This is a genomic window from Aromatoleum evansii (assembly GCF_012910805.1).
Classification (GTDB): domain Bacteria; phylum Pseudomonadota; class Gammaproteobacteria; order Burkholderiales; family Rhodocyclaceae; genus Aromatoleum; species Aromatoleum evansii.
Window position 1 is genome coordinate 18894 of record NZ_WTVK01000015.1, and the last position, 22634, is coordinate 41527.

Here is a 22634-nt window from a genome sequence, read left to right on the forward strand (position 1 = left end):
CTTCACGAACTCCCGCGCCATCGACCACCGTGACCGCCATAAGTGGCAACGCGAGTGCCAAGTGAAAATCTTGGTGAAAAACAGAGAATTATTGCATTGCGGCAAACTTGTCGCCATTCACCGAAAGTAATAAGACATTACCTTCCGTAGTAGGCGCGATACCAGTTAACGAAGCGCCGGACCCCTTCGCGCACGCTCGTAGCCGGCGCAAACCCAGTCCAACCATTGAGTTCCGCCGTGTCGGCATAGGTGGCCGGTACGTCACCGTCCTGCATCGGCAGAAAGTTCTTCTCGGCCCTGGAGCCGATCGAGTCCTCGATCGCCTCGATGAAGCTCATCAGCTCGACGGGGTTGTGATTGCCGATATTGAAGACCCGGTAGGGGGCTGAGCTGCGGCCGGGGTCGGGCTGAAGGGGGTCGAAGGCGGGGTCCGGTTCGGCGACATGGTCGAGCGTGCGGATGACGCCCTGGACGATGTCGTCGATGTAGGTGAAGTCGCGTTTCATCTTGCCGTGGTTGAAGACGTCGATCGGACGGCCTTCGAGGATGGCATTGGTGAAGAGGAAGAGCGCCATGTCGGGGCGCCCCCAGGGGCCGTACACGGTGAAGAAGCGCAGGCCGGTGGTGGGCAGGCCGTAGAGGTGGCTGTAGGTGTGGGCCATCAGCTCGTTGGCCTTCTTGGTAGCCGCGTAGAGGCTGACGGGGTGGTCGACGCTGTCGTGCTCGGAGAACGGCATCTTGGTGTTGCCGCCGTACACGCTGGAGCTGCTGGCGTACACGAGGTGCTGCACCCTGTTGTGGCGGCAGCCTTCGAGGATGTTGATGAAGCCGACGAGGTTGCTGTCGACGTAGGCGTGCGGGTTCTGCAGCGAGTAGCGCACGCCGGCCTGGGCGGCGAGGTGGATGACGCGGTCGAACTTTTCCTCGGCGAAGAGGCGCTCCATGGCGGCGCGGTCGGCGACGTCGAGTTTGACGAAGTGGAAGGCGGGGTGCGGAGTGAGGCGCGCGAGGCGGTCGAGCTTGAGCTGCGGGTCGTAGTAGTCGTTGAGGTTGTCGAGGCCGACGACTTCGTCGCCGCGGGCGAGGAGCGCCTCGCTGGTGTGCATGCCGATGAAGCCGGCGGCGCCGGTTACGAGGATCTTCATACGCGTTACGACCGTTCGTGGGAAATTTGTCCGCGGATTATCTCATGCCCGAGGGGCGCTTTCGTTACAGGACGTTATCCGGGCAGGGCTATCGGATGATGAGAATCGCTTTAGTGCCGACGGCGGATCATGCTCGTGGGTTATGGGGCTCGATTGCGCCCGACATGCGGCGGAAGGCGCTTCGCTTTTCGGCCCGACGGTCCCTACCATGCAGTCCAGGGGGCGGAAGCGGCCCAAGGGCCGCACGGCGGGATACGCCTTTGGCTCCTCCCGCCCTACGTACCGTTACGCGGCGGCTCCACCTATCGTGCTCCGAACGTGGAGTAGCTCGGTTGCGGCAGGCCCGACAATTGCGCGATAGAGTTTGGCCTGCTCTTCGGGCAGGTATTCGTGGGCGATGCGATTGCGCGTGTCGCGCATCTCGAGCCACGCCCCGGTCGAGGTGATCGCCCGATACCTTTCCCTGCGATTCAGCAGGTCGCGAAAAGATTCCGAGGGAGCGACCTCGCGAACACCCTCCAGCGTGCGGAAGTAGCGGATGCTCGACTCGAATGCACGCAGGAAGCGGTCGCTCAGCGCGTCGTAGGGCTCGAGTTCCTTTGGCGTGTAGGCGCGGGCAGGATCGAAGTCGATGTAGGCATCGATCGAGGCAAAGAAGATGTCGAGCGAAGCCCGCAGCTTGCGGTCGGCGCCCTGCAGCAGGACGTCGTCGTTCATGCCAGATCCACGCGGTTGATTGATGCAAGGAAGGCGCGTTGCTCGGGGACTCCCCCGTCGGGCGGGAGCACGACGACATCGATCTTTTCCTCGCAGCGCTCGAAGAATCGCGTGGCGACGCGGCGCGATGTCTCGAAGGCCGGCGCTTCGGTGAGCACCAGGAGATCGATATCGCCGCCGCGACGCTCGGCTTGCGTGCGGGACCCGAAGAGCGCCACGCCTGCAGCGGACACCCCATCGAGGGCATAGGCGAGCGCGTCGATCTCCTCGCGGTCGAGCCGCACACGACCGCAGCGCTGCAGGTCGGAAAGGCGCTGCCTGAGATGCGGAATGGGACGCTCCATGGAAATCACCGTCGATGCGGACACCGGATAGCTTAGCGCATCGCTACCGTTTTCACCCGCCCTGCCCTACTCCCGGCCGGTCGTGGCGGCAGGCGACGATATACTTGGCGGCTCGCCAGAACCGGACGCCCGATGCTTGCCAGATTCTCCTATGCCTTATTGTGGTTGTGCGCCCTGCCTTTCGTGCTGCTGCGCCTGGCCTGGCGCGCGCGGCGGCAACCTGCCTACCTGAAGCATCTGGGCGAGCGCTTCGGACATTACGCGGGCCGCGCGCCGCTGCCGGTGATCTGGGTGCATGCGGTGTCGGTGGGGGAGACGCGCGCAGCGGAACCGCTGGTGCGGGCGCTGCTGGCGCGCTGGCCGGATCACATGGTGCTGCTGACGCACATGACGCCGACGGGGCGGGAGACGTCCGAGAGCCTGTTCGGCGGGGAGCCGCGCGTGATGCGCTGCTATCTGCCGTACGACTTGGGCTGGCCGTGCCGGCGCTTCCTCGCTCACTTCCGGCCGCGGGTGGGCATTGTGATGGAGACGGAGCTGTGGCCGACGCTGTTGGCGAGCTGTCGCGCGCGCGGGGTGCCGGTGCTGCTCGCGAATGCGCGGCTTTCGGAGCGTTCGGCGCGGCGCTATGCACGCTGGCCGACCCTGACGCGCATGACCGTGGGTGCGCTTGCCGCGGTTGGCGCGCAAACCGAAGCGGACGCGCGGCGACTGGGGGAGTTGGGAGCGAGCGGGGTTGCAGTGACGGGGAACATCAAGTTCGACATCTCACCGCCGGATGCGCTGATCACGCTGGGGGCGAGTTTCCGCGAACGCTTTGGCCGGCGCCCGGTCCTTCTCGCGGCAAGCACCCGCGAGGGGGAGGAGACGCTGATTCTCGATGCGTTCCGGGCGCAGGCGCCGGACGACGCGCTGCTCGCGCTTGTGCCGCGGCATCCGCAGCGTTTCGATGAGGTCGCACGGCTGGTCGAAGCCCGCGGGTTCAAGCTGCAGCGGCGTTCGGACGAGACGGCGGTCGCGGCCGACACGCGCGTGTGGCTGGGCGATTCGATGGGCGAGATGTTTGCGTATTACGCGGCAGCTGACGTGGCGCTGATCGGCGGCAGTTGGTTGCCTTTCGGCGGGCAGAATCTGATCGAGGCGTGCGCGGTGGGAACGCCGGTGGTGCTGGGACCGCATACCTTCAACTTCGCGCAGGTTGCGGAGCTGGCAATTGCGGCCGGGGCGGCGCGACGCGCGGCGGACGTCGATCAGGGGATGCGGATCGCTGTCGCGCTAGTGAAGGACGCGGCGGCGCGGCGGGCGGCGGGCGAAGCGGGAAGGAGTTTTGCCGCGGCTCATCGCGGGGCGACGGCGAGGTCGATGCAGATGGTGGAGCGACTGGTTCGCGGCTGACGCAGAATCGCTCGGAGGTATCTGCTTCGGACTTGTGACCTGAAGAATCAGAAGTGCTTTGGCAGACCGGCCTGCTTGAGCACCGCATTCGCCGTATGGCGCGATTTGATCTTGCTGTCGACGGGAAAGTGAATACCCGTGTGCGGGGAATGCCAGATGTCGTGATCACCCTTCCCCGGCCGGACGAAACGGCAACCCGCCTCATGCAGTAGTCGCTTCAGCTCAGGGGCGAAATTTCCGCCCACTATTAGACCCCGCGGTGAGCGACGGCGAATTTCCGAGCCCACAGTTCGAAAGGCACTTCCGGACCGTCAGGGTAGCCGTTGGCATCGAGCAGTTCCGGAACCATTGCTTCGAGCTTGTGCGACAGGGCTTCGATGGTTTCCGCCTCCGTTGCAAGCCCCGGAACGTCATCGGACGTCGCCACCCAGACACCCGCGTCGTCGTCCCACTCTGCACGAATGAAAAGAATCTTGGGCATTGCCGGCTCTCCTTCCGTCAGCGGCGAGTTCCCATTATCGCCCGAATCACTCCGCCAGCAGCGCGTCGATGAGCTGGATGTCTTCTTCGCCGAGGGTGCCGGCGGCGGCCTTGAGGCGCAGTTGGGCGAGGATGGTGTCGTAGCGGGCGCGGGCTAGCTGGCGCTGGGTGTCGGCGAGCTGGGACTGGGCGTTCAGGACGTCGATGTTGATGCGCACGCCGACTTCGTAGCCGAGGCGATTGGCTTCGAGGGCGGAGGTCGACGAGACCTGGGCGGCTTCCAGGGCTTTGACCTGCGCCATGCCGCTGGTGACGCCGAGGTAGGCCTGGCGCGCGGCGAGGGCGGCGGAGCGGCGGGCATCGTCGAGATCGGCGTCGGCCTTGATCTTGAGGGCCGCGGCTTCGCGTTCGCGCGACGAGACGGCCCCACCGGCGAAGATCGGGACGTTGAGCTGCAGGCCGACGGTGTTGGCGTCGGTGCGCGTCGAGCCGCCTGCTGCGCTGGAGCTGAAGCCTGCGCTGTTGTGACTGCGGGCGGCGACGACATCGAGGGTCGGGTAGTGGCCGGCGCGGTTGCGCTCGACTTCGCGCGCGGCGATTTCGCGCGCGATCTGCTGCGCCTGAACGGCATAGCTACCCTGCTCTGCCGCGGTGGCCCATTCGGCGATGCTGTCGGGCTGGGGGCGGGCCAGGGAGACGCCCTGTCGCAGGCCGGCGAGCGGCGACGGATCCAGACCAACGATCTGGACGAGGGCCTGGCGGCGCACATCCAGGTCGTTCTGCGCAGCGATTTCCTGCGCCGAGGCGAGGTCGAAGCGCGATTGCGCTTCATGCACGTCGGTGATCGTGACGGTGCCGACCTCGAAGCTGGCCTTGGCGAGTTCGAGCTGCTCGGAGGCGGCCTTCTTCAGCTGCGACTGCGCCGCGAGGGCGTCCTGGGCGTTGAGGACGTCGAAATAGGCTTGCGACACGCGCAGGATCAGGTCGTGGCGCGCCTGCCCGAGCTGGACTTCGGCGAGCGCGGTCTGGAGTTCGCCCTGCTTGTACTGGATCCAGTTCTGCCAGCGGAACAACGGTTGCGTGAGTTGCACGCCGTAGCCGTTGCTGTTGTATTCGCGTGTGCCGAAGACCCGGGTGTGCGTATCGACGTCGTTCCAGGTGGTGTTCGCATTGGCGCCGATCGTCGGCAGAAGCCCGGCGCGCCCCTGCACGACCCGTTCCTGCCCCGCCTCGTACTGGGCGCGGGCGGCGGCGAAGCGCGCGTCGTTGGCGAGCGCGTCGCGATAGACCTGCAGGAGGTCGGCCGACCAGGCGCTGGCCGAAAAGAAGGTGACGAGACTCAGGGCGATTGCGCGCTTCATTGACTTCTCCGTGCTCAATTCGCGGTAAGGTCAGTACTGCGGCATGGTCGGGTCGACCTGGGCAGCCCAGGCGGCAACCCCGCCGGCAAGATTGATGACTCGGGAGAAGCCCTGACGCTCGAGAAACATGCACACCTGGGCGCTGCGGCCACCGTGGTGGCAGATGACGACGATCTCGTCGTCGGGATCGAGTTCGGTCTGGCGCGCCGGAACGGAGGCCATCGGCATCAGCAGGGAGCCTTCGATGCGACAGATCTCGAACTCGATCGGCTCGCGCACGTCGAGCAGGAATGGCTTGTCGCCCTGAGGGGACGCGAGCCGTTCGGCGAGTTCGGTGGCGGTGATCTGTCGCATGCGGGGGTTCCTCAGAAGCGGAATTCGTCCTTGCGCTGGGCGTTCTTCAGCATCGGGACGACGGTTTCGAACACGTCTTCGGTCTGGTACTGGTCTTCCGAGACGCGGGTGATGAGGCGGGCTTCCATGACGGGCGCCTCGCCGACGAAGGCGAACATGCGGCCGCCGACCTTGAGCTGGTCGAGCAGGCTCTGCGGCATCATCGGCAGGCCGCCCGTGACGACGATGACGTCGTAGGGCGCGCGGCTGCTCCAGCCACGCGCGGCGTCGCCTTCCTCGACGATGACGTTCTCGACACCCGCGCGATTGAGGTTGTCGGTCGCGAAGCGGGCGAGTTCGGGCTCGATCTCGATCGAGCGGACCCAGTCGGTGCGCGCGGCAAGCAGCGCTGCGAAGTAGCCGGAGCCGGTGCCGATCTCGAGCACGGAGTCGGAACGCTTGAGCGGCAGCGCCTGCAGGATGCGGCCCTCGATGACGGGCTTGAGCATGGTCTGGCCGCAGCCGATGGGAATCTCGACGTCCGCGAAGGCAAGCGTCTTGTGGGCGGGAGGAACGAATTCCTCGCGCTTGACCGTCATCAGGAGGTCGAGAACGTCCATATCCAGCACATCCCAGGGGCGGATCTGCTGCTCGACCATGTTGAAGCGGGCGCGTTCGAAGTTCATGGCATTGGCTTCCTGTGCAAATATTAGCACACGCTAATTTAGTGAGCGATAAGTAAACTTGTGCATTTTAGCGTACTTGCTGCACTGGGGCGCGATGCATTCGCAAGGGAATCGCAAGCGGGGCGGGGGAAGACGGCCTTGTGGGAGCGGCTTCAGCCGCGAATCGGGACTATGCCATGTCGGAAAGCCCATTCGCGGCTGAAGCCGCTCCCACAGCGAAGGTTTCCATAAGGAAGGTTTCCACATGGCCTCACATGGGACGGCGCACGCGGTACCACGCCGCATACAGCGCGGGCAGGAAGATCAGGGTCAGCACGGTGGCGACGGTGAGGCCGCCCATGATGGCGACGGCCATGGGGCCGAAGAAGGCGCTGCGCGAGAGCGGGATCATCGCGAGGATCGCCGCGGCGGCGGTGAGCATGATGGGGCGGAAGCGGCGCACGGTCGATTCGACGATGGCGTCCCACGCGCTGCGGCCGTGTTCGCGGTCCTGCCGGATCTGGTCGACGAGGATTACCGAGTTGCGCATGATCATGCCGGAGAGCGCGATCGTGCCGAGCATCGCGACGAAGCCGAAGGGCTTGCCGAAGGCGAGCAGGAAGGCGGTCACGCCGATCAACCCCAACGGCGCAGTGAGCACCACCATCGCGACGAGCGAGAAGCTCTGCAACTGCAGCATGAGCACCGTGAGCACGGCGATGAGGAAGAGCGGCATGCCCGCGGCGACGGACGTGCCGCCCTTGGCGCTCTCCTCGACGGCTCCGCCGACCTCGACGCGGTAGCCCAGCGGCAGCGCGGCCTCGATGGACGCCATCTGCGGGGCGAGATCGGCGACGACGACTGCGGGCTGCACGCCGCCGTACAGGTTGGCGCGCACCGTGACGGTAGGCATGCGGTTGCGGCGCCAGACGACGCCCTGCTCGAATCCGTATTCGGCGGTTGCGACCTGGGCGAGCGACACGCTGCGGCCGCCGCCGACGGGGATTGCGAGGTCCGGCAGCAGGCCCAGATGCACGCGCTCGGACTCGGCACCGCGCAGCATCACGTCGATCGTTTCGGTGCCTTCGCGAAACTGGGTGACGGCAAAGCCTTGCACCGAGGTGTTGAGCAGGGTCGCGAGGTCCTGCGTCGTGAGGCCGAGGAGGCGCGCCTTGTCCTGATCGACCCTGAGACGCACGCGCTTGGACGGCTCTTCCCAGTCGAGATGCACGTTGGAGAGCTGCGGGTGGACGCGCATCTTCGCCGCGACCTCGTGGGCGATGCGCCGCAGTTCGTCGGGATCCTGGCCGCTGACGCGGTACTGAACGGGGAAGCCGACGGGCGGGCCGTTCTCCAGCCGATTGACGACACCGATGAGCTCGGCCGGGGCCTGCTCGAATAGCCCGATCAGTTTCGCGCGCAGGGCCTCGCGCGCCTCAGGGCCTTCGGTGAGGATCACGAATTGGGCGAAGCTGGTCTGCGGCAGCTGCTGGTCGAGCGGAAGGTAGAAGCGCGGGCTGCCGCCACCGACCCAGGCGACGTAGTTCTCGATGCCGGTTTGCGCATCGAGGAAGGTTTCCAGGCGCCTGACCGCGCGTTCTGTGGCCTGATGCGAGGCGCCTTCGGGCAGGCGCAGGTCGACGAGCAGTTCCGGTCGGGTGGATTCCGGGAAGAACTGCTGCGGCACGAAGCGGGCGAACACGAACAGCGAGCCGGCGAAGACGAACAGGGTCACGAGGATCACGAGCCAGCGATGGGCGACGCAGGTATCGACGAGGGCACGCAGGCGCGTATAGAAGGCGGTGTGGTAGATGGCGTATTCGTCGTGCAGCTCGTGGGCGCGGGCGTCGCGCTCGGCGAGTTTCGCTCCGAGCCGCGGCGACAGGCGACCGAGGAGACGCGCGAACACCGACTGCTTGCCGCGCTGCGCACGGAAGTCGGGCAGGATGTGGTAGCCGAGCCAGGGTACGAACAGCACCGCCGCGATCCAGGACACCAGCAGCGCGATGACCGTGACCTGGAAGATGGAGCGCGTGTATTCGCCCGTTGCCGACGCCGCGGTCGCGATCGGCAGGAAGCCCGCCGCGGTCACGAGCGTGCCGGAGAGCATGGGCATCGCGGTGGAGACGTAGGCAGCACTCGCGGCCTTTGCGCGCTCCCAGCCCTGTTCCATCTTTGTGGCCATCATCTCGACCGCGATGATCGCATCGTCGACGAGCAGGCCCAGCGCGAGGATCAGGGCACCGAGCGAAATCTTGTGCAAGCCGATGCCCAGAAGGTTCATGAAGAGGAAGGTGATCGCGAGCACGACCGGAATGATCACGAGCACGACGACGCCGGTGCGCAGGCCGAGCGAGAGCAGGCTCACCGCCATGACGATGACGACCGCCTCGGCGAGCACGCGGACGAACTCGCCGACCGAGCGCGCGACCGCGCGCGGCTGGTCGGCGACGCGCTCGAGGCGCACGCCGACGGGGAGCTGGGCGTCGATGCGGGCGGTAGCCTCGTCGAGGTGGCGGCCGAGCGCGATGATGTCGCCGCCGGCGCGCATCGACACGCCGATGCCGAGCGCGTCCTCGCCCCTGAAGCGCATGCGCTCGCGCGGCGGATCTGCGAAGCCGCGGCGCACCTCGGCGACGTCGCCGAGACGGAAGCTGCGCCCCTGGGCGCGGATGACGGTGTCGCGGATGGCATCGAGATCCTCGAAGGCACCGCTCGGGCGCAGCCACACGCGCTCGTCGGCGGTATCGAAGAAGCCGGCACCGGTGGTCGCGTTCTGGCCGGCGAGTGCGCCGGCAATGTCGCGCACCGAGAGGCCGAAGGTCGCGAGCTTGGTGTTCGAGAGTTCGATGTATATGCGTTCGGGCTGATCGCCAAAGAAGCTCACCTTGGCGACGTCCGGCACGCGCAGCAGTTCGCTGCGAATCGCCTCGGCGTAGCGCTTGAGTTCGGCATAGTCGAGCCCCTCGCCGACCAGCGCGAAGATGTTGCCGTAGGTGTCGCCGAATTCGTCATTGAACGTCGGGCCGACGATGCCCTGCGGCAGGGTGTGGCGGATGTCGCCGACCTTCTTGCGCACCTGGTACCAGACTTCGGGCATCTCGCGCGGCGGGGTCGAATCCTTTGCAACGAAGAACACCATCGACTCGCCGGGACGCGAGAAGCTGCGCAGCACGTCGACCTGGGCGACTTCCTGCAGCTTCTTCTCGATCTTGTCGGTGACTTGGCGCGCGACCTCCTCGGCGGTGGTGCCGGGCCACTCGGTGCGGATCACCATCACCTTGAAGGTGAAGGGCGGATCCTCCGACTGCCCCAGGCGCGAGTAGGAATACAGCCCGATCACGGCGAGCACGGCCATGAAGTAGAGCACCAGCGTCTGGTGGCGCAGGCCCCAGGCGGAGATGTTGAATCGCCCTTCGTGGAAATCGCGCGGGGTCGTCATTTGCGAGCATCCAGCGCGACCGGGGCGGCTTCATCGACCGCGCGCACCACTTCGCCCGCGACGAGGCGATGCACGCCCGTGACCACCACGCGCGCCCCGGCTGGCAGGCCGCTTGCGACCACGACGCCGTCTTCGCGGAACGCCCCCGTGTCCACGGCGTGCGGGACTAGTTTCGAAGCCTCGTCGACGACCCAGACGGTTGCGCGTCCATCCATGCGGGTCACCGCGGTCAATGGCAGGATCGCCTGCGCCGCATCGGGGGACTGCGCAAACGCAACGCTCGCCGTGGCACCGAGCGGCAGCGCATCATCTGCATCGACCACGCTGACGCGCACGGCGTAGGAGCGGGTCGCCGCGTCGGCCGCGGGAGCGATCTCGCGCACCGCAGCCACATAGGCATGTGCAGGGTTCGCCCAGGCGCGCACGGCGGCGGGCAAACCCGGCCGCAGTTCCGCGATGCGGCTTTCCGGAACGTAGATCAACACCTCGCGTTCGCCGGGGCGCGCGATGCGCAGCACGGGCTGGCCCGCCGCGACCACCTGCCCGGCTTCCGCAATGACCGCTGTGACCACCCCCTCGTCGGCAACCGTCAGGGCGGCGTAACCAGCCTGGTTGCCTGCCGTGGCGAGTTGCGCGCGGACCTGGCGCAGACGCGCTTCGGCGGCCTGCAGGGCGGTGCGTCGGCTGTCCAGCGCGGAGGCGCTGATGAAGTTGCGTGCGTGGAGATTCTGCACCCGCTCGAATTCCGCGCGGGCCAGCGCCACATCTGCCTCCGCCGCCGACACCTGCGCCGCTGCGGCCTGCTCGGCGAGCTTCACGTCCTGCGGATCGAGGCGGGCGAGCACCTGCCCTGGTCGCACGCGCGCGCCGGCGTCCACACTGCGCTCGATCAGCTTGCCGCCGATGCGAAAGCCGATGTCGGCCTCATGGCGCGCGCGCACCTCGCCGGTATAGACGCGCAGTTGCGGCTCCGAGGCGGCAGTCCCGATGGTGCGCACCAGGACGGCGCGGGGCGGCTTGTCGACCGGTGCGGGGCCGGAGCATCCGGCAAGCAGGGTAAGCAGGACGGTGCTCGTCAGTATTGTCTTCATCGTGCAGCTCCCCCGGGCGCCCCGGTCAGGAGGCCGTTCAGGATCAGGTCGAAATAGGTGCGCAGGTACTGCGCCGTATCGGTTTCCTGTCCGCAAGCAGGGCCGAAGGACTGTCGCCACATCGCCCGGTAGACGAGCGGCGCGATCAGGACGCTGCAGATCGCGTCGGTGTCGACCTGCCGGAACACGCCGCGCTCGATGCCGCGCATGACGGCCTTGCGCAGCAACGCGGTGCCGCGCTGCAGGACTTCCTGCTGGTAGTAGGCGGCAACGTCGGGGAAATTGCGCGCTTCGGACATCATCAGCTTCGGGATGCCGCCCAGTTCGGTATTGCCGATGCGTTCCCACCAGCCCTGCAGGATGGTGCGCAGCAGTTCCAGCGGATCGTCGTACTCGTCGAATAGCGCCTCGCCCGCATGCAGCGCGGAGACGATGCCTTCCTGGATCACCGCCTTGAACAGCGCGTCCTTGCTTTCGAAGTAGAGGTACAGGGTGCCCTTGGAAACGCCTGCGCGCTCGGCGATGTCATCGAGCCGCGTCGCGGCGAAACCCTTCTCGACGAAGAGCGACAGCGCGGCAGCGGTGAGTTCCTGCGGACGCGCCTCCTTGCGGCGTTGGCGTGCGGGCGGGCGGATGGAGTCGGACATGGGGGCGGGAAACCGGCGCGTGTCGCCGAATTAATGACTAACCAGTCAGTAATTTAGGCTGTCTCGCGAGCAAATACAAGGTGCGCCGGATTCATCTCATTGCCGCGACGCTGACGGGCACGCGTTCGGTCGCTAGCGTCCATTACCACATCGAACACGCCAGACATGTCAAAATGTTATGCTTTTGGTCTTTTCAAACCTCCACCGGCTCCACGCTCGACGACATGCACCCGCTCGCCGCCCACTCCCGCCTGTACGACCTGCACTGGCACACGGACGGCCCGCCGCTCGCGGTCGAAGCCTGGCGGGGACGCGAAAGCCTGTCGGGCGGCTTCGAGTTCCACATCGACACCCTGTCGCAAGATGCCTTCCTCGCCCTCGAGCCCCTGCTCGGACAGGCGATGACGCTGCGCACCGCGCTCTCCGACGGCAGTCACGGCGAACGCTCGGGCCTCGTGCGGGCCGCCGCGCATATCGGCAGCGACGGCGGCTGGAGCCGCTACCGGCTCACCGTGGTGCCGTGGACCTGGCTCCTCACGCGCGGCCGCCACAACCGCGTGTTCCAGGACAAGTCCGTGCCCGAGATCCTCGACGCCGTGTTCGCCGATTACCGCGAACATGCCGCGTGGCACTGGCAAGAGGACGTCGCACCCTTCCTCGCGGACGCCCGCCCGCGCAGCTACTGCGTCCAATACCGCGAATCCGACTATGCCTTCGTTTCGCGCCTGCTCGCCGAGGAAGGCCTGGGCTGGTGCATCGAGGAGGATGCGGAGGCCCCGGCGCGCCACCGCATGCGCCTCTTCGCCGGCAGCACGCGCTTCCCGGAAGACCCTCTCTCGGCGCACGCGCTCGGCGGTCGCGGCATCCGCTTCCACCGCGCCGATTCGCAGGAAGACCAGGACAGCATCGTCGCCTTCGGCGCGCAGCACCGCCTCGCACCCACCCTCGGCACCGTGCTCGGCTACGACTACCGCGCCAAGCGCTCGATCGCGGCGAGCGTGCCGACGGCGCATCGTGTCGGCAGCGCGGACCTGCCACCGCTCGAGCACTACGACTACGCCGGCCAGTACGCCCACGCAAACGTGACCGAGGCCGAGCGCTACCAGCGCCTCGCGATGGAGGCCGCGGAGGCACGCGCAAGCACCTGCCTCGGCCGCGGCACCGTGCGCAGCCTGCGCCCCGGCTGCTTCGTCGCGGTGAACGGCCTGCCGCTCGACCCCGCTGCGCCGCCCGCCCCCGCCGGCGAACGCTTCGCCGTGCTCGACGTCCTGCACGTCGGCATCAACAACCTCGACGCCGAGCGCATCGACGCGATCGCGGCGCGGCTGGCACAAGGCGATGCAGACGAGGACGACGCCGCGCTCGCGACCGGCGACACGCTCGAGCCGGTGAAGGCCCCGTCGGAACTCCCCGCCGCCCTCATTGACCTCGCGCGCAGCCGCGGCTACGGCAACGCCTTCGACGCGCTGCGCGCGGAGCGGCCGTGGCGCCCGGCGCTCGCCGACGACACTGGCCTGCGCATCAACCCGCGGCCCACCGCGCCCGGCCCGATGTGCGCCATCGTCGTCGGCCCGCAGGGCGAGAACGTGCCCAACGGCGCCGACGAGCTGTGGTGCGATGCGCTCGGCCGCATCAAGGTGCGCTTTCACTGGCAGGCGGGCGACACCCCGGACGACCGTTCGAGCTGCTGGGTGCGCGTCGCCAGCCGGCAGGCCGGCGCGGGCATGGGCTGGCAGTGGCTGCCGCGCATCGGCCAGGAAGTGCTGGTGAGCTTCCTCGGCGGCGACATCGACCGCCCCGTCGTGCTCGGCGCGCTCTACAACGGCCGCGGCGAAGGCGGCGTCGCCCCCACGCCGGGCGGCCGCCCCGGGCCGGCCTCCGACACCAGCGTGTTCGACGGCGCGAGCGACCATCGCGCGGCCGGGCAGGGCAATCTCGTTGGTCACTTTACGGGCGGCAACAGCCCCGCCTGGCACGGTGCGGCAGCGACAAGCCACCGCCACCCCGGCGCGCTGAGCGGCTTCAAGACCAGGGAATTCGGCGCCCACGGCCCCAATGCGGGTCACAACCAGCTCGTCTTCGACGACAGCGACCAGCAACTGCGCGTCCAGCTCAAGAGCACGCAGCATGCCTCGGAGCTCAACCTCGGCCACCTCATCCACCAAGCCGGCAACTACCGCGGATCCTTCCGTGGCAGCGGCGCCGAGCTGCGCACGGACGCCTGGGGGGCGCTGCGTGCGGGCCGCGGCATCATCATGAGCACCTGGCCCACCCGCCACGCGGGCGAACCGGCCGGCGATTTCGCTCCCGGCATGGCGCTACTGAAACAGGCTTGCACGCTTGCGGACACACTGTCGCGCGCGGCCGAGACACACCAGACCGTCAAGCTCGCGGCCGCGATCGGCAGCACCACGGCCCACGCCAGCGCCGCCGACCCGGACCACCCGCCCCTCGATGCGCTGAGCCGGCTCGCCGCCGGCATGGTCTCGGCGCGCGATCCGGCCGAGGCCATCGCCGACGCGGACGCCGGCAACACCGCCGTCACCGGCCAACGCGTCCCCCACCTCACCGCCCCCGCGATCCTGCAGGCCGCCCAGGCCGGCATCGGCCTCGTCGCCGGCCAGAGCGTGCAGATCGCCGCCGGAGACACGGCCACCCTCATGAGCGGCGCCGACACGAACCTCGCAGTGGCCGGAGCCGCGCGCATCCACGCCGGCGAGGCGATCGGCCTTGTCGTCGGCGCCATCCGGCCCGGCGACGACAACATCGGCATCCGCCTCATCGCCGCCAAGAACGACATCGCGCTGCAGGCGCAAAGCGACGAGATGAAACTCCTCGCCCGGGACGAGATGAAACTCGTCAGCGCTGGCGCGCACATCGACTTCGCCGCGGCGAAGAAGATCGTGTTGAGCGTCGAAGGCGGCGCCAGCATCACGATCGACGGCGGCATCACTGTGGCGTGCCCCGGGACGATTACGGTGCATGCGTCGAAGAAGAGTTTTGGGGGACCGACGAGCCTGAGTTACGACGCCCCGGCCTTCATGCCGCCGGACGCCTTCCACCGCCGTCCGGTCCTGACCTGGAACGGCAGCGACGATCCGATCGTCAATCGCCGGTTCCGCATGACTCTGGAGGACGGCCGCGTAATCGAAGGGCGGACCGATGCGCAAGGTTACGCCGACACTGCCGATGCCGCCCACTTCCAGCATATCGCCATCGAAATCCTGCCTGAAGACACCTCCGCTTCTGCCTGAACCCGCCCCGCCATGAAGAATTACTCGCCCAATCGACGCATCGAAGAAGCTCGCCGCAACGGCGACGTAGTGCGCACAACCACCACGGTCCCGAAGGCCGCCGCGGCCGAGGCGCGCGTCCGGATGCCTCGCCCCATGCCCGGCGTCGTCATTCTGGTACACGGCGTCAATGACATCGGCGAAGCCTATGCCACTCAGGCACGCGGCTTATGCGCGGGACTCAATATCCGCCTCGGGCGCAAGGATCTTACCCCGGGAGACTGGGACATCCCCAAAGCCTGCAAGGACAACCGCATCGCAAGTTACCAGCGCCGTGCCGACGCACAGGGCTACAACCCCATCATCCCGTTCTACTGGGGTTACCGGCCGGTGGACAACGTGACCTACGACGCCGACCAGGCGCGTTATCGCGAAGAGCTCAATCGCCGCGGTCCGGCGGGCGCCGAAGCGCCCTACGACGCATACTACATCGACGGCAAGAGCGATCCGAAGCGCGGCTTCGAAAATGTCGATTGCTTCAACAACCGCCTCGACGAGCACTTCGCCAAGAACGGCGGAGTCTTCGCCAACGCCACGACCACCCTCATCGATATGTGGGGGCCGGGCGGCGACATTCTCGGCCTCGCCCGCTGGGCCTCCCGCCATGTTGGCGAGGATCTCAGCCACCCCGTGTATGAGAATCCGCACCGCATCTACTTCGTCCACGCAGCGCAACGACTGGCAAACCTTGTCGCTAAGATTCGTGGTGAGCAGCGGACAGAGAACGATTCCATCAACATCGTCGCCCACAGTCAGGGCACGCTGGTGGCGCTGCTCGCCAATTTCCTCGTGACGCAGGCGACTCCGGCGAGACGCCCCGCCGATTGCCTGATCCTCAATCATTCGCCCTACAGCCTAGAGACGCCCCGCCTCGAGGGGATGCAGTCCTTCGGCCCGCAGCAGTCGCAGCGCGCACGCACGGCGACCCTCGCCAATCTGTGCCGGCTCATCGACGCGCAGCGCATGCCCGGCCCTGCCGCCACGCAACTCGCCGCAAGCGGCATCGCCAGCCGCGACGCCGCCTCGATCGTCGCCCACATGCGCGACAACCACGGCAAGGTATTCAACTACTTCTGCCCACACGACATGACCGTGTCGCTGCGGAACGTTCAGGGCATCGGCTGGCAGGGAGTCCCCCCGGGGGTCGCCGAACGGCTCGGCCCCGCCTTCGCGCAGCGCGCCTTCCTGCATGGCCGCCCGCTTCACGCCCCGCCGGGACGGATCGATCTGCCGGATCTGCAGCGCAAGGGGGCCAAGCCGGTAGCCACCAACGCCGATATTCCTACCGGCGCCCCGCGCGACATCAACGCCCCGGCACTTCCGGATCTCGGCTATACGTTCGCCCTGCCGGCCGGCTGCACAACGCTCGGCCCCTCCGACTGGGACGTTTTCGCGGCTGCGGCCGCCGAAACTGGCAACAATCTGATTACTGACCCCCGCCCGATGCCCGATCCGCGCCCGAACGCCCCCCCGTTGCGACCCGGCCAAATCCTGGAACTCCCGCCGAGCGACCTCGCGGCCGTCGAGGCGGCTTTCGACGCGCAAGGCAAGCGCTGGCAAATCGTTCGCGCGGTAAAGACGTCGGACGGCAATCTGCGTATTACGCGCGCCATGACTTCAGACGAGCTGCGCGCCAAGGCGCGCAATACCGAAACCGAAATCTCGAATCACTCCGCCATCGTCCTGGACGACAACGCCGCTCGCTGCGCAGCGGCCTTCGATCTGGCCATCGGGCGCTGCCGTAGCTATGACGAGACCAAGGTAGACGGCGGGGCATTCTGGCAGGAGTTGCTGCGGCAGGCGGACTGGCGGTTCAGCCAGGCAAAGGAAGACCACGAATATTACGCTCGCGGTCTCTTGCCGGATGGCATCAAGAAGCAGATGAACAGGCCTCCCATAATGTCAGGCATCGTGAATGAGCGTACCGCCACGGAACACTATTTCCTGGAGTTGCAGAAGATTGACGAGCGCATCGCCCGTCTGCAAAGCGAACGCCACAAATGGCCTCAGCGCGAATGGGAGGAGCGGATGCGCGATCTGCAGCGCGAACGGCAGACCGTAGATCACCTACACAGGGTCTCCCGAAATAAGCCCGCTGCCTTCCCCGTCGTGCACGGACAATAGGGAACTCAAAATGAGTACTCCGCTACTCTGGCTCATTTCTGCCTGGACCCTGTTACTTGCCGCGGGCTGTGCCCGGCTCGCCCGCGGCAAGCTCAGACGCGCCGCACAGCTATCTGCCGCGGCCCTCGCGCTTGGCGGTCTGGTTCCCATATTGCCATCGAACCACGCGCAACCGCCCCGAAAGCCAGCCACTCAAGTTATTTATCGCTTCGACGACCATCGCCACCTTGAGATCGTCGGCTACGCCTGCGAAGGGGCGGTTTACTACGTCGATATAAAGCGCGGCATCCGTAGTTCCTATATGGATCAATTCGCCCGACTGTTCCTTCCGCGTATTGTCCACGCCGACAATGACGGGGATTTCATCTTCATGCCGTATTCGGATGTTTCCGGTTTTGCCGTCTCCAAGGACTATGGCAAGACCTTTGAGGAAGGGTCGTGGGTCGGCACACGTTATTTCGGGGCCGAGAATATCTCCGCCATCACCGTCGTCAATCAACAGGCCTTCATCGAAACCAAGGACGGCCGCCTGTTCATGACCTCAAAGCCCTTCGGCGAAGGCTGGGGGCGGAACGTCATCGATCCCGTCAACGAACTCCCCACACACGTTTTCGATCGCCTGCCCGAATTCCAGAACCTCCCCCGGAAAATCCCCGAAGTGAAGAACTACACCGGCTGGACCGAGATGCACTGCGATCCTGATCTCGAAGGCGAGCCGATCGTGACGCCCGGTGTGCGCTGGAATCGCCTGCAAGGCGAAGTGCTCGACCTTCTGGGCCGCAGCGTCGCGCTGCCGGTCACGTTGATCGCACGAGCGATCGGTTGAGCGATCAGCAGGTCCGGGAGCGTCCCCACGACCGCACGCGCTGCGGGGTGCGCGACGCCACCTACCGGGCTGGCGCGACCGCCGTGCTCGCCCGTCAGCGCGACTCGAGAATCAGCCGGCCGTTGTGCGGCTGGATCGGGCGCCCGTTGCGCGCATAGAGGCGGGCGAAGATCGCGAGTTGCTCGGGCGAGAGGTATAGCGGTTCCTTCATCACCGCCCACAGCACGCCTTCGGTGCAGGGCGGGGATTCGAGCGAGCCCATGAAGAGGTAATGCGACGCGCTTGCGGGCAGCAATTGGGCGGGGTCTATCGTGACCGTGGGCGTGTAGTCCGTGCCGCGCTCGAGCGGCAGGTTGTTCCACAGGGTCTGGATCAGCGGATGCGGGCGTTCGCCGCTTTCGAGCAGTACGGCGACGATCGCGATGTCGCCGGCGGCATTGCGGTGATGGAAATGGACGACCATGTCGGAGGCCTGGCCGCCGATGCGCTCGACGGAGGGGCGGTGGAATTCGAAGGATTCCAGCTCGTAGCGCTGGCCGCGCAGCACGACACCCATGCCGGCTCCGACGTGCACGCGCAGCGTGCGGCCGGTGTCGGCGATACGGAAGCCGGTTTCGCGGTAGTCGAAGCGCGGCGCTTCTAGGTCAACCTTGATGCCGTTGCGCAGGTCGATCGGCGACTGGCGCTTGCCCTGCGCGCAGACGGCCCACTCCGGGCGCAGCGCCGACCATTTTTCGGGGCCGGTGTCGCCTTCGTAGCTCCACTCGGGACGCCGAAATGCGAAGTCGGGGGCAAGCGGCGGCCGCGATGCCGTGGGCGCGAGGGCAGCGACGGCCTCGCTGGCAGGTGCCGCGTTGCGTCGCGACGACGGCGCTTGCTTCGCAGGTGGCGAGGATTCCGCGGACGCGGTTTTCGTCTCGGTTGCCGGCGTCCGGCTCCGCGCGTGGCGCGCGATGCGCTCGGTCTCGCGCGCCGGCGTATCGGACGGCACGGCCGCCGAACGGCTGAGCGGCACCAGTGGGGTGATGCCCGCGTCGGCATTCGCGGCCTCGGCGATCGCCGTCACGTCGCGCGCAATTTTCTTGAGATCGGAGACCGAAGGCGGTTTGCACACTTCCTGCCATAGGCGCTCGTCCACGCTGTTGCGTGCCGCGAGCACCGGGCTCTCGTCGAGACCGCCCTCCTCGCGGAGGACCACGTGGCGTTCGTCCAGATAGACGCGTTTGAGGGTGAAGAAACTACGGTTGTAGCAGTCGTAGCGGTTCATCGCCTTCACCGAAGCGTAGCCCTCGATCGCGGCACGCTCGGGCGAGAGCACGATGCGCGCCCACGCGACCTTCTGCCCACCGTCGGACTGGATCACGCTGGAACGGTCGATCTCGACCGTGCGCTCACGATCGCGCACGACCATGTCCCAGGTCTGCTCGGCCGAGACGAGGCCCGGCAGCAGCAGGGCCGCGAGCAGTGCGTAGCGGACGGGAAGGCGAACGATCATGGCGGGCAGGAAGACGGACAACGCAACGCATCGACCTTACGGTCAGGTACCCCCGTTCGCCCCGAGCCTGTCGAAGGGCTCAGCCCGAACGGAAATTCGTCGGGATTCACAAACAGACCCGGCGATGGCCGGATCCTCCATGCAAAGATCTTCGGCCGCAATCCGCGAATCTTTAGCACGATCTTCTCCCCACCCTTCCCTTTGCCGCCGGCCAGCGGTTACAATCCGCGCCGTCATTAGGGAGTAGCCGCCTCCGAACCCATCGGAGGGACCACGTCAACAAACTTGCCCGTCCGGGCATGGCGTGTTCAGTCCTCGGACCTGGCGAGACTTTTGACCGCATGCTCTCCGATTGTTCGGGCCGGGGAGGCGTGCGGTCATCGGTCATGCGCCGGCCCGGAGAACCTGATGAACCTGCCTCTCGAAGCTTTTTCCGTATCCACCGGCATCGTCGCGCTCGCTGAAATCGGCGACAAGACGCAGTTGCTCGCCTTCATGCTTGCTGCGCGCTTCCGCAAGCCGTGGCCGATCATCGCCGGCATCTTCGTCGCGACGATCGCGAACCACGCCTTCGCCGGTGCAGTCGGCACCTGGGTCACGACGGTGCTCGGACCCGACGTGCTGCGCTGGGTGCTGGGTCTGTCCTTCATCGCGATGGCGGTGTGGATGATGATCCCGGACAAACTCGACGAGGACGAGATCACGGTGCCGAAGTTCGGCGTGTTCGCGACCACCGTCGTCGCCTTCTTCCTCGCCGAGATGGGCGACAAGACACAGATCGCCACCGTCGCGCTGGCGGCGCAGTACGGCGCCTTCGCCGCGGTGGTCACCGGCACGACGCTGGGGATGATGATCGCGAACGTGCCGGCCGTGCTCGCGGGCAACGGCATCGCGCAGCGCCTGCCGGTGCGGCTGATCCACGGCGTGGCGGCGTCGATCTTCGCCGTGCTGGGCATCGCCGCGCTGCTGGGGTTCGGGATGGCGTGAGGCCGCGCCCGGCCGGAGGCGGCCGGTTCAGCCGGCGCCCCCGTCGGCGCGCCCGATGAGGCCGCTCGTTGGCGAACTGGGCGACGCGCCGTAGAACTTGCGCGGCATGCGGCCGGCGAGGAAGGCCTCGCGGCCCGCGGCGACCGCCTTGCCCATCGCATCGGCCATCCTGACCGGATCGCCCGCGGCGGCGATCGCGGTGTTCATCAGCACGCCGTCGCAACCCAGTTCCATCGCGATCGCGGCGTCGGACGCGGTGCCGACGCCGGCGTCGACGATCACCGGCACTCTCGCGCGGTCGATGATGAGATTCAGGTTCCACGGATTCAGGATGCCCATGCCGGAGCCGATCAGGGACGCCAGCGGCATGATCGCGACGCAGCCGAGTTCCTCGAGGATGCGAGCCTGCACCGGGTCGTCGGCGCAATAGACCATCACGCGGAAGCCGTCCCGCACGAGACGCTCGGCCGCGCGCAGCGTCTCGGGCATGTTCGGGTACAGCGTGTCGCGGTCGCCGAGCACTTCGAGCTTGACGAGATCGTGACCGTCGAGGAGTTCGCGCGCGAGGCGCAGCGTGCGCACGGCGTCCTCGGCGGTATAGCAGCCGGCGGTGTTGGGCAGGATCGTGAAACGGTCCGGCGGCAGCACGTCGAGCAGATTCGGCTCGCCTGGATGCTGTCCGAGGTTGGTGCGGCGGATTGCGACGGTGACGATCTCGGCACCACTCGCGTCGAGCGCCGCGCGCGTGTGCGCGAAGTCGCGGTACTTGCCGGTGCCGACGAGCAGGCGCGAGCGATAGGCGCGACCGCCGATCACGAGCGGGTCGTCGCCCGCGGACAAGGCGTGCTGTTCCTTTGCGTGCATCCTTCAGCCTCCCCCGACTGCGATGACGATCTCGATGCGGTCGCCGGCGTTGAGCGCGATCTCGTGATGGCGTCCGCGCGGCACGATGTCGCCGTTGAGCTCGACCGCGATGCGCTTGCCCGCGTGACCGAGCGCGTTGACGAGGTCGACGACGCGCCCGCCCGCCGGGATCGGCATCGGCCGGCCGTTGACGACGATGGCGCTCATGTCGCCGCTCTGTCGGTCGCTGCGCGCGCCACCTCGTCGGCGCGATAGGACGAGCGCACGAGCGGCCCCGCGGCGACTTCGGCAAAACCCAGCGCGAGCGCCGCATCGCGCAGGCGTTCGAACTCCGCCGGCGACACGTAGCGGTCCACCGGCAAATGCGCGCTCGACGGGCGCAGGTACTGGCCGAGCGTGACGATGTCGCAGCCGTGCGCGCGCAGGTCGCGCAGCGTCGCGAGCACCTCGGCGTCGGTCTCGCCCAGGCCCAGCATCAGGCCGGACTTCGTCGGCACCTGCGGCAGCCGGCGCTTCACGGCCTGGATCAGCGCGAGCGAACCGGCATAGTCGCCGCCGGGGCGTGCGGCACGGAAGAGGCGCGGCACGGTCTCGATGTTGTGGTTGAAGACGTCGGGGGGCGACGCGGCGAGGCGGTCGAGCGCGACGGCCTCGCGGCCGCGGAAGTCCGGCGTCAGGACTTCGATGCGGATGCCGGGCACCGCGTCCCGGACGGCGGTGATGCAGTCGGCGAAATGGCCGGCGCCGCCGTCGCGCAGGTCATCACGATCGACCGAGGTGATTACGACGTAGCGCAGGCGCATCGCGGCGACGACCGCCGCGAGCTCGCGCGGCTCGTCCGGATCAGGCGGCAGCGGCCGGCCGTGCGCGACGTCACAGTAGGGGCAGCGCCGCGTGCACAGGCTGCCGAGGATCATGAAGGTCGCCGTGCCGCTGCCGAAGCATTCGCCGATGTTCGGGCAGGCGGCCTCTTCGCAGACGGTGTGGAGCTTGTGCTCGCGCAGCACGGATTGCAGGCGCAGCACTTCGGGCGTGCCGGGATCGCGGGCGCGCAGCCACGGGGGACGCGGCTCGGACGCGACGGCCGGGTCGATGCGGACCGGGATGCGCGCGAGCTTTTCCGCGCCGCGCGCGCCGGTGGCGACGAGAGTGGTTTGCATGAGGATTTCTCCTGTGGATGACCGCAAGTTGTCCGCCCGGTCCGCGCGGGCTTTATTTACCCGTAAAGCAATTAGTTGGACCTCCCTCCCCTTCAAGGGGGCGAAGGCGGGGTTTTGCAGAGCACTGCTCTGCGCCGCCGGAGCGGCGGAGCGAAGCGGAGACTCCCGGGTTGGGGTTGGGATGGGTTCATCAGACGCGGCCGAAACCCATCCCCCTCCTAACCTCCCCCTTGAAGGGGGAGGAACCATACCCGAACGGGCTGCA

The 22634-nt window shown here is 67.3% G+C and carries 20 protein-coding genes and 1 riboswitch; of the genes, 5 read left to right on the forward strand and 15 right to left on the reverse strand.

Annotated elements, in window-relative coordinates; translation table 11 throughout:
* Nucleotides 1-137 precede the first annotated feature (137 nt).
* The 3 genes from GO615_RS09510 to GO615_RS09520 all read right to left on the reverse strand — a co-directional run bounded on the left by GO615_RS09510 (nucleotide 138) and on the right by GO615_RS09520 (nucleotide 2206).
* Nucleotides 138-1145 (reverse strand): NAD-dependent epimerase, encoded by a 1008-nt coding sequence (locus tag GO615_RS09510; RefSeq protein ID WP_169127305.1) that lies wholly within the window; start codon nucleotides 1143-1145, stop codon nucleotides 138-140.
* Between the two features lie 285 nt (nucleotides 1146-1430).
* Complete coding sequence (locus GO615_RS09515; RefSeq protein ID WP_169127307.1) at nucleotides 1431-1862, reverse strand: hypothetical protein; 432 nt, start codon at nucleotides 1860-1862, stop codon at nucleotides 1431-1433.
* Entirely contained in the window at nucleotides 1859-2206 is a 348-nt protein-coding gene (locus tag GO615_RS09520) for a nucleotidyltransferase domain-containing protein (protein ID WP_169127309.1), read from the reverse strand. Before GO615_RS09520 ends, GO615_RS09515 begins: the two co-directional genes overlap by 4 nt.
* Nucleotides 2207-2338: 132 nt before the next feature.
* Here GO615_RS09520 and waaA point away from each other — a divergent pair, with 132 nt between their 5' ends.
* The gene (gene waaA, locus GO615_RS09525; RefSeq protein ID WP_169127311.1) at nucleotides 2339-3601 is read left to right on the forward strand and encodes a lipid IV(A) 3-deoxy-D-manno-octulosonic acid transferase; all 1263 of its coding nucleotides are present in this window, start codon (nucleotides 2339-2341) and stop codon (nucleotides 3599-3601) included.
* A gap of 47 nt (nucleotides 3602-3648) precedes the next feature.
* Here waaA and GO615_RS29365 read toward each other — a convergent pair whose 3' ends face one another.
* The 8 genes from GO615_RS29365 to GO615_RS09565 all read right to left on the reverse strand — a co-directional run bounded on the left by GO615_RS29365 (nucleotide 3649) and on the right by GO615_RS09565 (nucleotide 11620).
* Nucleotides 3649-3888: a type II toxin-antitoxin system HicA family toxin gene (locus GO615_RS29365; protein ID WP_343037743.1), complete on the reverse strand. Its 240-nt coding sequence runs from the start codon at nucleotides 3886-3888 to the stop codon at nucleotides 3649-3651.
* Nucleotides 3849-4082: a DUF1902 domain-containing protein gene (locus tag GO615_RS09535; RefSeq protein ID WP_169127315.1), complete on the reverse strand. Its 234-nt coding sequence runs from the start codon at nucleotides 4080-4082 to the stop codon at nucleotides 3849-3851. The genes GO615_RS29365 and GO615_RS09535 overlap by 40 nt, the downstream gene beginning before the upstream one ends.
* A 46-nt stretch (nucleotides 4083-4128) precedes the next feature.
* Nucleotides 4129-5442, reverse strand: a complete 1314-nt coding sequence (locus GO615_RS09540) for a TolC family outer membrane protein (RefSeq protein ID WP_169127317.1) — start codon at nucleotides 5440-5442, stop codon at nucleotides 4129-4131.
* A gap of 30 nt (nucleotides 5443-5472) precedes the next feature.
* The gene (locus GO615_RS09545) at nucleotides 5473-5796 is read right to left on the reverse strand and encodes a rhodanese-like domain-containing protein (protein ID WP_169127319.1); all 324 of its coding nucleotides are present in this window, start codon (nucleotides 5794-5796) and stop codon (nucleotides 5473-5475) included.
* 11 nt (nucleotides 5797-5807) lie between these two features.
* Nucleotides 5808-6461, reverse strand: a complete 654-nt coding sequence (locus tag GO615_RS09550) for a protein-L-isoaspartate O-methyltransferase family protein (protein WP_169127321.1) — start codon at nucleotides 6459-6461, stop codon at nucleotides 5808-5810.
* A gap of 250 nt (nucleotides 6462-6711) precedes the next feature.
* Nucleotides 6712-9882, reverse strand: coding sequence for an efflux RND transporter permease subunit (locus GO615_RS09555; protein ID WP_169127323.1), 3171 nt, complete (start codon nucleotides 9880-9882; stop codon nucleotides 6712-6714).
* A complete protein-coding gene (locus tag GO615_RS09560; protein ID WP_169127325.1) occupies nucleotides 9879-10973 on the reverse strand; it encodes an efflux RND transporter periplasmic adaptor subunit in 1095 nt (364 codons plus the stop codon). Before GO615_RS09560 ends, GO615_RS09555 begins: the two co-directional genes overlap by 4 nt.
* Nucleotides 10970-11620, reverse strand: a complete 651-nt coding sequence (locus GO615_RS09565) for a TetR/AcrR family transcriptional regulator (RefSeq protein ID WP_169127327.1) — start codon at nucleotides 11618-11620, stop codon at nucleotides 10970-10972. Before GO615_RS09565 ends, GO615_RS09560 begins: the two co-directional genes overlap by 4 nt.
* 224 nt (nucleotides 11621-11844) lie before the next feature.
* Between GO615_RS09565 and GO615_RS09570 the strand changes: the two genes are divergently transcribed.
* The 3 genes from GO615_RS09570 to GO615_RS09580 are packed head-to-tail and all read left to right on the forward strand — an operon-like array spanning nucleotide 11845 to nucleotide 17863.
* On the forward strand, nucleotides 11845-14874 hold the full coding sequence (locus tag GO615_RS09570) for a type VI secretion system Vgr family protein (protein WP_246262212.1): 3030 nt from the start codon (nucleotides 11845-11847) through the stop codon (nucleotides 14872-14874).
* A gap of 12 nt (nucleotides 14875-14886) precedes the next feature.
* A complete protein-coding gene (locus tag GO615_RS09575; RefSeq protein ID WP_169127329.1) occupies nucleotides 14887-17037 on the forward strand; it encodes a T6SS effector phospholipase Tle3 domain-containing protein in 2151 nt (716 codons plus the stop codon).
* Nucleotides 17038-17047: 10 nt separating this feature from the next.
* Complete coding sequence (locus GO615_RS09580) at nucleotides 17048-17863, forward strand: T6SS immunity protein Tli3 family protein (RefSeq protein ID WP_169127331.1); 816 nt, start codon at nucleotides 17048-17050, stop codon at nucleotides 17861-17863.
* 94 nt (nucleotides 17864-17957) lie between these two features.
* On the opposite strand, the gene GO615_RS09585 is transcribed toward GO615_RS09580, so the two are convergent.
* A complete protein-coding gene (locus tag GO615_RS09585; RefSeq protein ID WP_246262213.1) occupies nucleotides 17958-19358 on the reverse strand; it encodes a carbonic anhydrase in 1401 nt (466 codons plus the stop codon).
* Nucleotides 19359-19584: 226 nt separating this feature from the next.
* Nucleotides 19585-19765: riboswitch (yybP-ykoY riboswitch) on the forward strand.
* A gap of 1 nt (nucleotide 19766) precedes the next feature.
* Between GO615_RS09585 and GO615_RS09590 the strand changes: the two genes are divergently transcribed.
* Entirely contained in the window at nucleotides 19767-20345 is a 579-nt protein-coding gene (locus GO615_RS09590; protein ID WP_169127335.1) for a TMEM165/GDT1 family protein, read from the forward strand.
* A 27-nt stretch (nucleotides 20346-20372) separates the two neighbouring features.
* Here GO615_RS09590 and GO615_RS09595 read toward each other — a convergent pair whose 3' ends face one another.
* The 3 genes from GO615_RS09595 to lipA are packed head-to-tail and all read right to left on the reverse strand — an operon-like array spanning nucleotide 20373 to nucleotide 22369.
* Nucleotides 20373-21209, reverse strand: coding sequence for a thiazole synthase (locus tag GO615_RS09595; protein WP_169127337.1), 837 nt, complete (start codon nucleotides 21207-21209; stop codon nucleotides 20373-20375).
* Between the two features lie 3 nt (nucleotides 21210-21212).
* Complete coding sequence (thiS, locus tag GO615_RS09600) at nucleotides 21213-21416, reverse strand: sulfur carrier protein ThiS (RefSeq protein ID WP_169127339.1); 204 nt, start codon at nucleotides 21414-21416, stop codon at nucleotides 21213-21215.
* Complete coding sequence (gene lipA, locus GO615_RS09605) at nucleotides 21413-22369, reverse strand: lipoyl synthase (protein ID WP_169127341.1); 957 nt, start codon at nucleotides 22367-22369, stop codon at nucleotides 21413-21415. The genes thiS and lipA overlap by 4 nt, the downstream gene beginning before the upstream one ends.
* Nucleotides 22370-22634 lie beyond the last annotated feature (265 nt).

Bases quoted from the DNA above. Each gene is read 5' to 3' on its own strand.
- GO615_RS09510 (WP_169127305.1), bottom strand. From the start codon at position 1,145: ATGAAGATCCTCGTAACCGGCGCCGCCGGCTTCATCGGCATGCACACC.
- GO615_RS09515 (WP_169127307.1), bottom strand. From the start codon at position 1,862: ATGAACGACGACGTCCTGCTGCAGGGCGCCGACCGCAAGCTGCGGGCT.
- GO615_RS09520 (WP_169127309.1), bottom strand. From the start codon at position 2,206: ATGGAGCGTCCCATTCCGCATCTCAGGCAGCGCCTTTCCGACCTGCAG.
- waaA (WP_169127311.1), top strand. From the start codon at position 2,339: ATGCTTGCCAGATTCTCCTATGCCTTATTGTGGTTGTGCGCCCTGCCT.
- GO615_RS09535 (WP_169127315.1), bottom strand. From the start codon at position 4,082: ATGCCCAAGATTCTTTTCATTCGTGCAGAGTGGGACGACGACGCGGGT.
- GO615_RS09540 (WP_169127317.1), bottom strand. From the start codon at position 5,442: ATGAAGCGCGCAATCGCCCTGAGTCTCGTCACCTTCTTTTCGGCCAGC.
- GO615_RS09545 (WP_169127319.1), bottom strand. From the start codon at position 5,796: ATGCGACAGATCACCGCCACCGAACTCGCCGAACGGCTCGCGTCCCCT.
- GO615_RS09550 (WP_169127321.1), bottom strand. From the start codon at position 6,461: ATGAACTTCGAACGCGCCCGCTTCAACATGGTCGAGCAGCAGATCCGC.
- GO615_RS09555 (WP_169127323.1), bottom strand. From the start codon at position 9,882: ATGACGACCCCGCGCGATTTCCACGAAGGGCGATTCAACATCTCCGCC.
- GO615_RS09560 (WP_169127325.1), bottom strand. From the start codon at position 10,973: ATGAAGACAATACTGACGAGCACCGTCCTGCTTACCCTGCTTGCCGGA.
- GO615_RS09565 (WP_169127327.1), bottom strand. From the start codon at position 11,620: ATGTCCGACTCCATCCGCCCGCCCGCACGCCAACGCCGCAAGGAGGCG.
- GO615_RS09570 (WP_246262212.1), top strand. From the start codon at position 11,845: ATGCACCCGCTCGCCGCCCACTCCCGCCTGTACGACCTGCACTGGCAC.
- GO615_RS09575 (WP_169127329.1), top strand. From the start codon at position 14,887: ATGAAGAATTACTCGCCCAATCGACGCATCGAAGAAGCTCGCCGCAAC.
- GO615_RS09580 (WP_169127331.1), top strand. From the start codon at position 17,048: ATGAGTACTCCGCTACTCTGGCTCATTTCTGCCTGGACCCTGTTACTT.
- GO615_RS09585 (WP_246262213.1), bottom strand. From the start codon at position 19,358: ATGATCGTTCGCCTTCCCGTCCGCTACGCACTGCTCGCGGCCCTGCTG.
- GO615_RS09590 (WP_169127335.1), top strand. From the start codon at position 19,767: ATGAACCTGCCTCTCGAAGCTTTTTCCGTATCCACCGGCATCGTCGCG.
- GO615_RS09595 (WP_169127337.1), bottom strand. From the start codon at position 21,209: ATGCACGCAAAGGAACAGCACGCCTTGTCCGCGGGCGACGACCCGCTC.
- thiS (WP_169127339.1), bottom strand. From the start codon at position 21,416: ATGAGCGCCATCGTCGTCAACGGCCGGCCGATGCCGATCCCGGCGGGC.
- lipA (WP_169127341.1), bottom strand. From the start codon at position 22,369: ATGCAAACCACTCTCGTCGCCACCGGCGCGCGCGGCGCGGAAAAGCTC.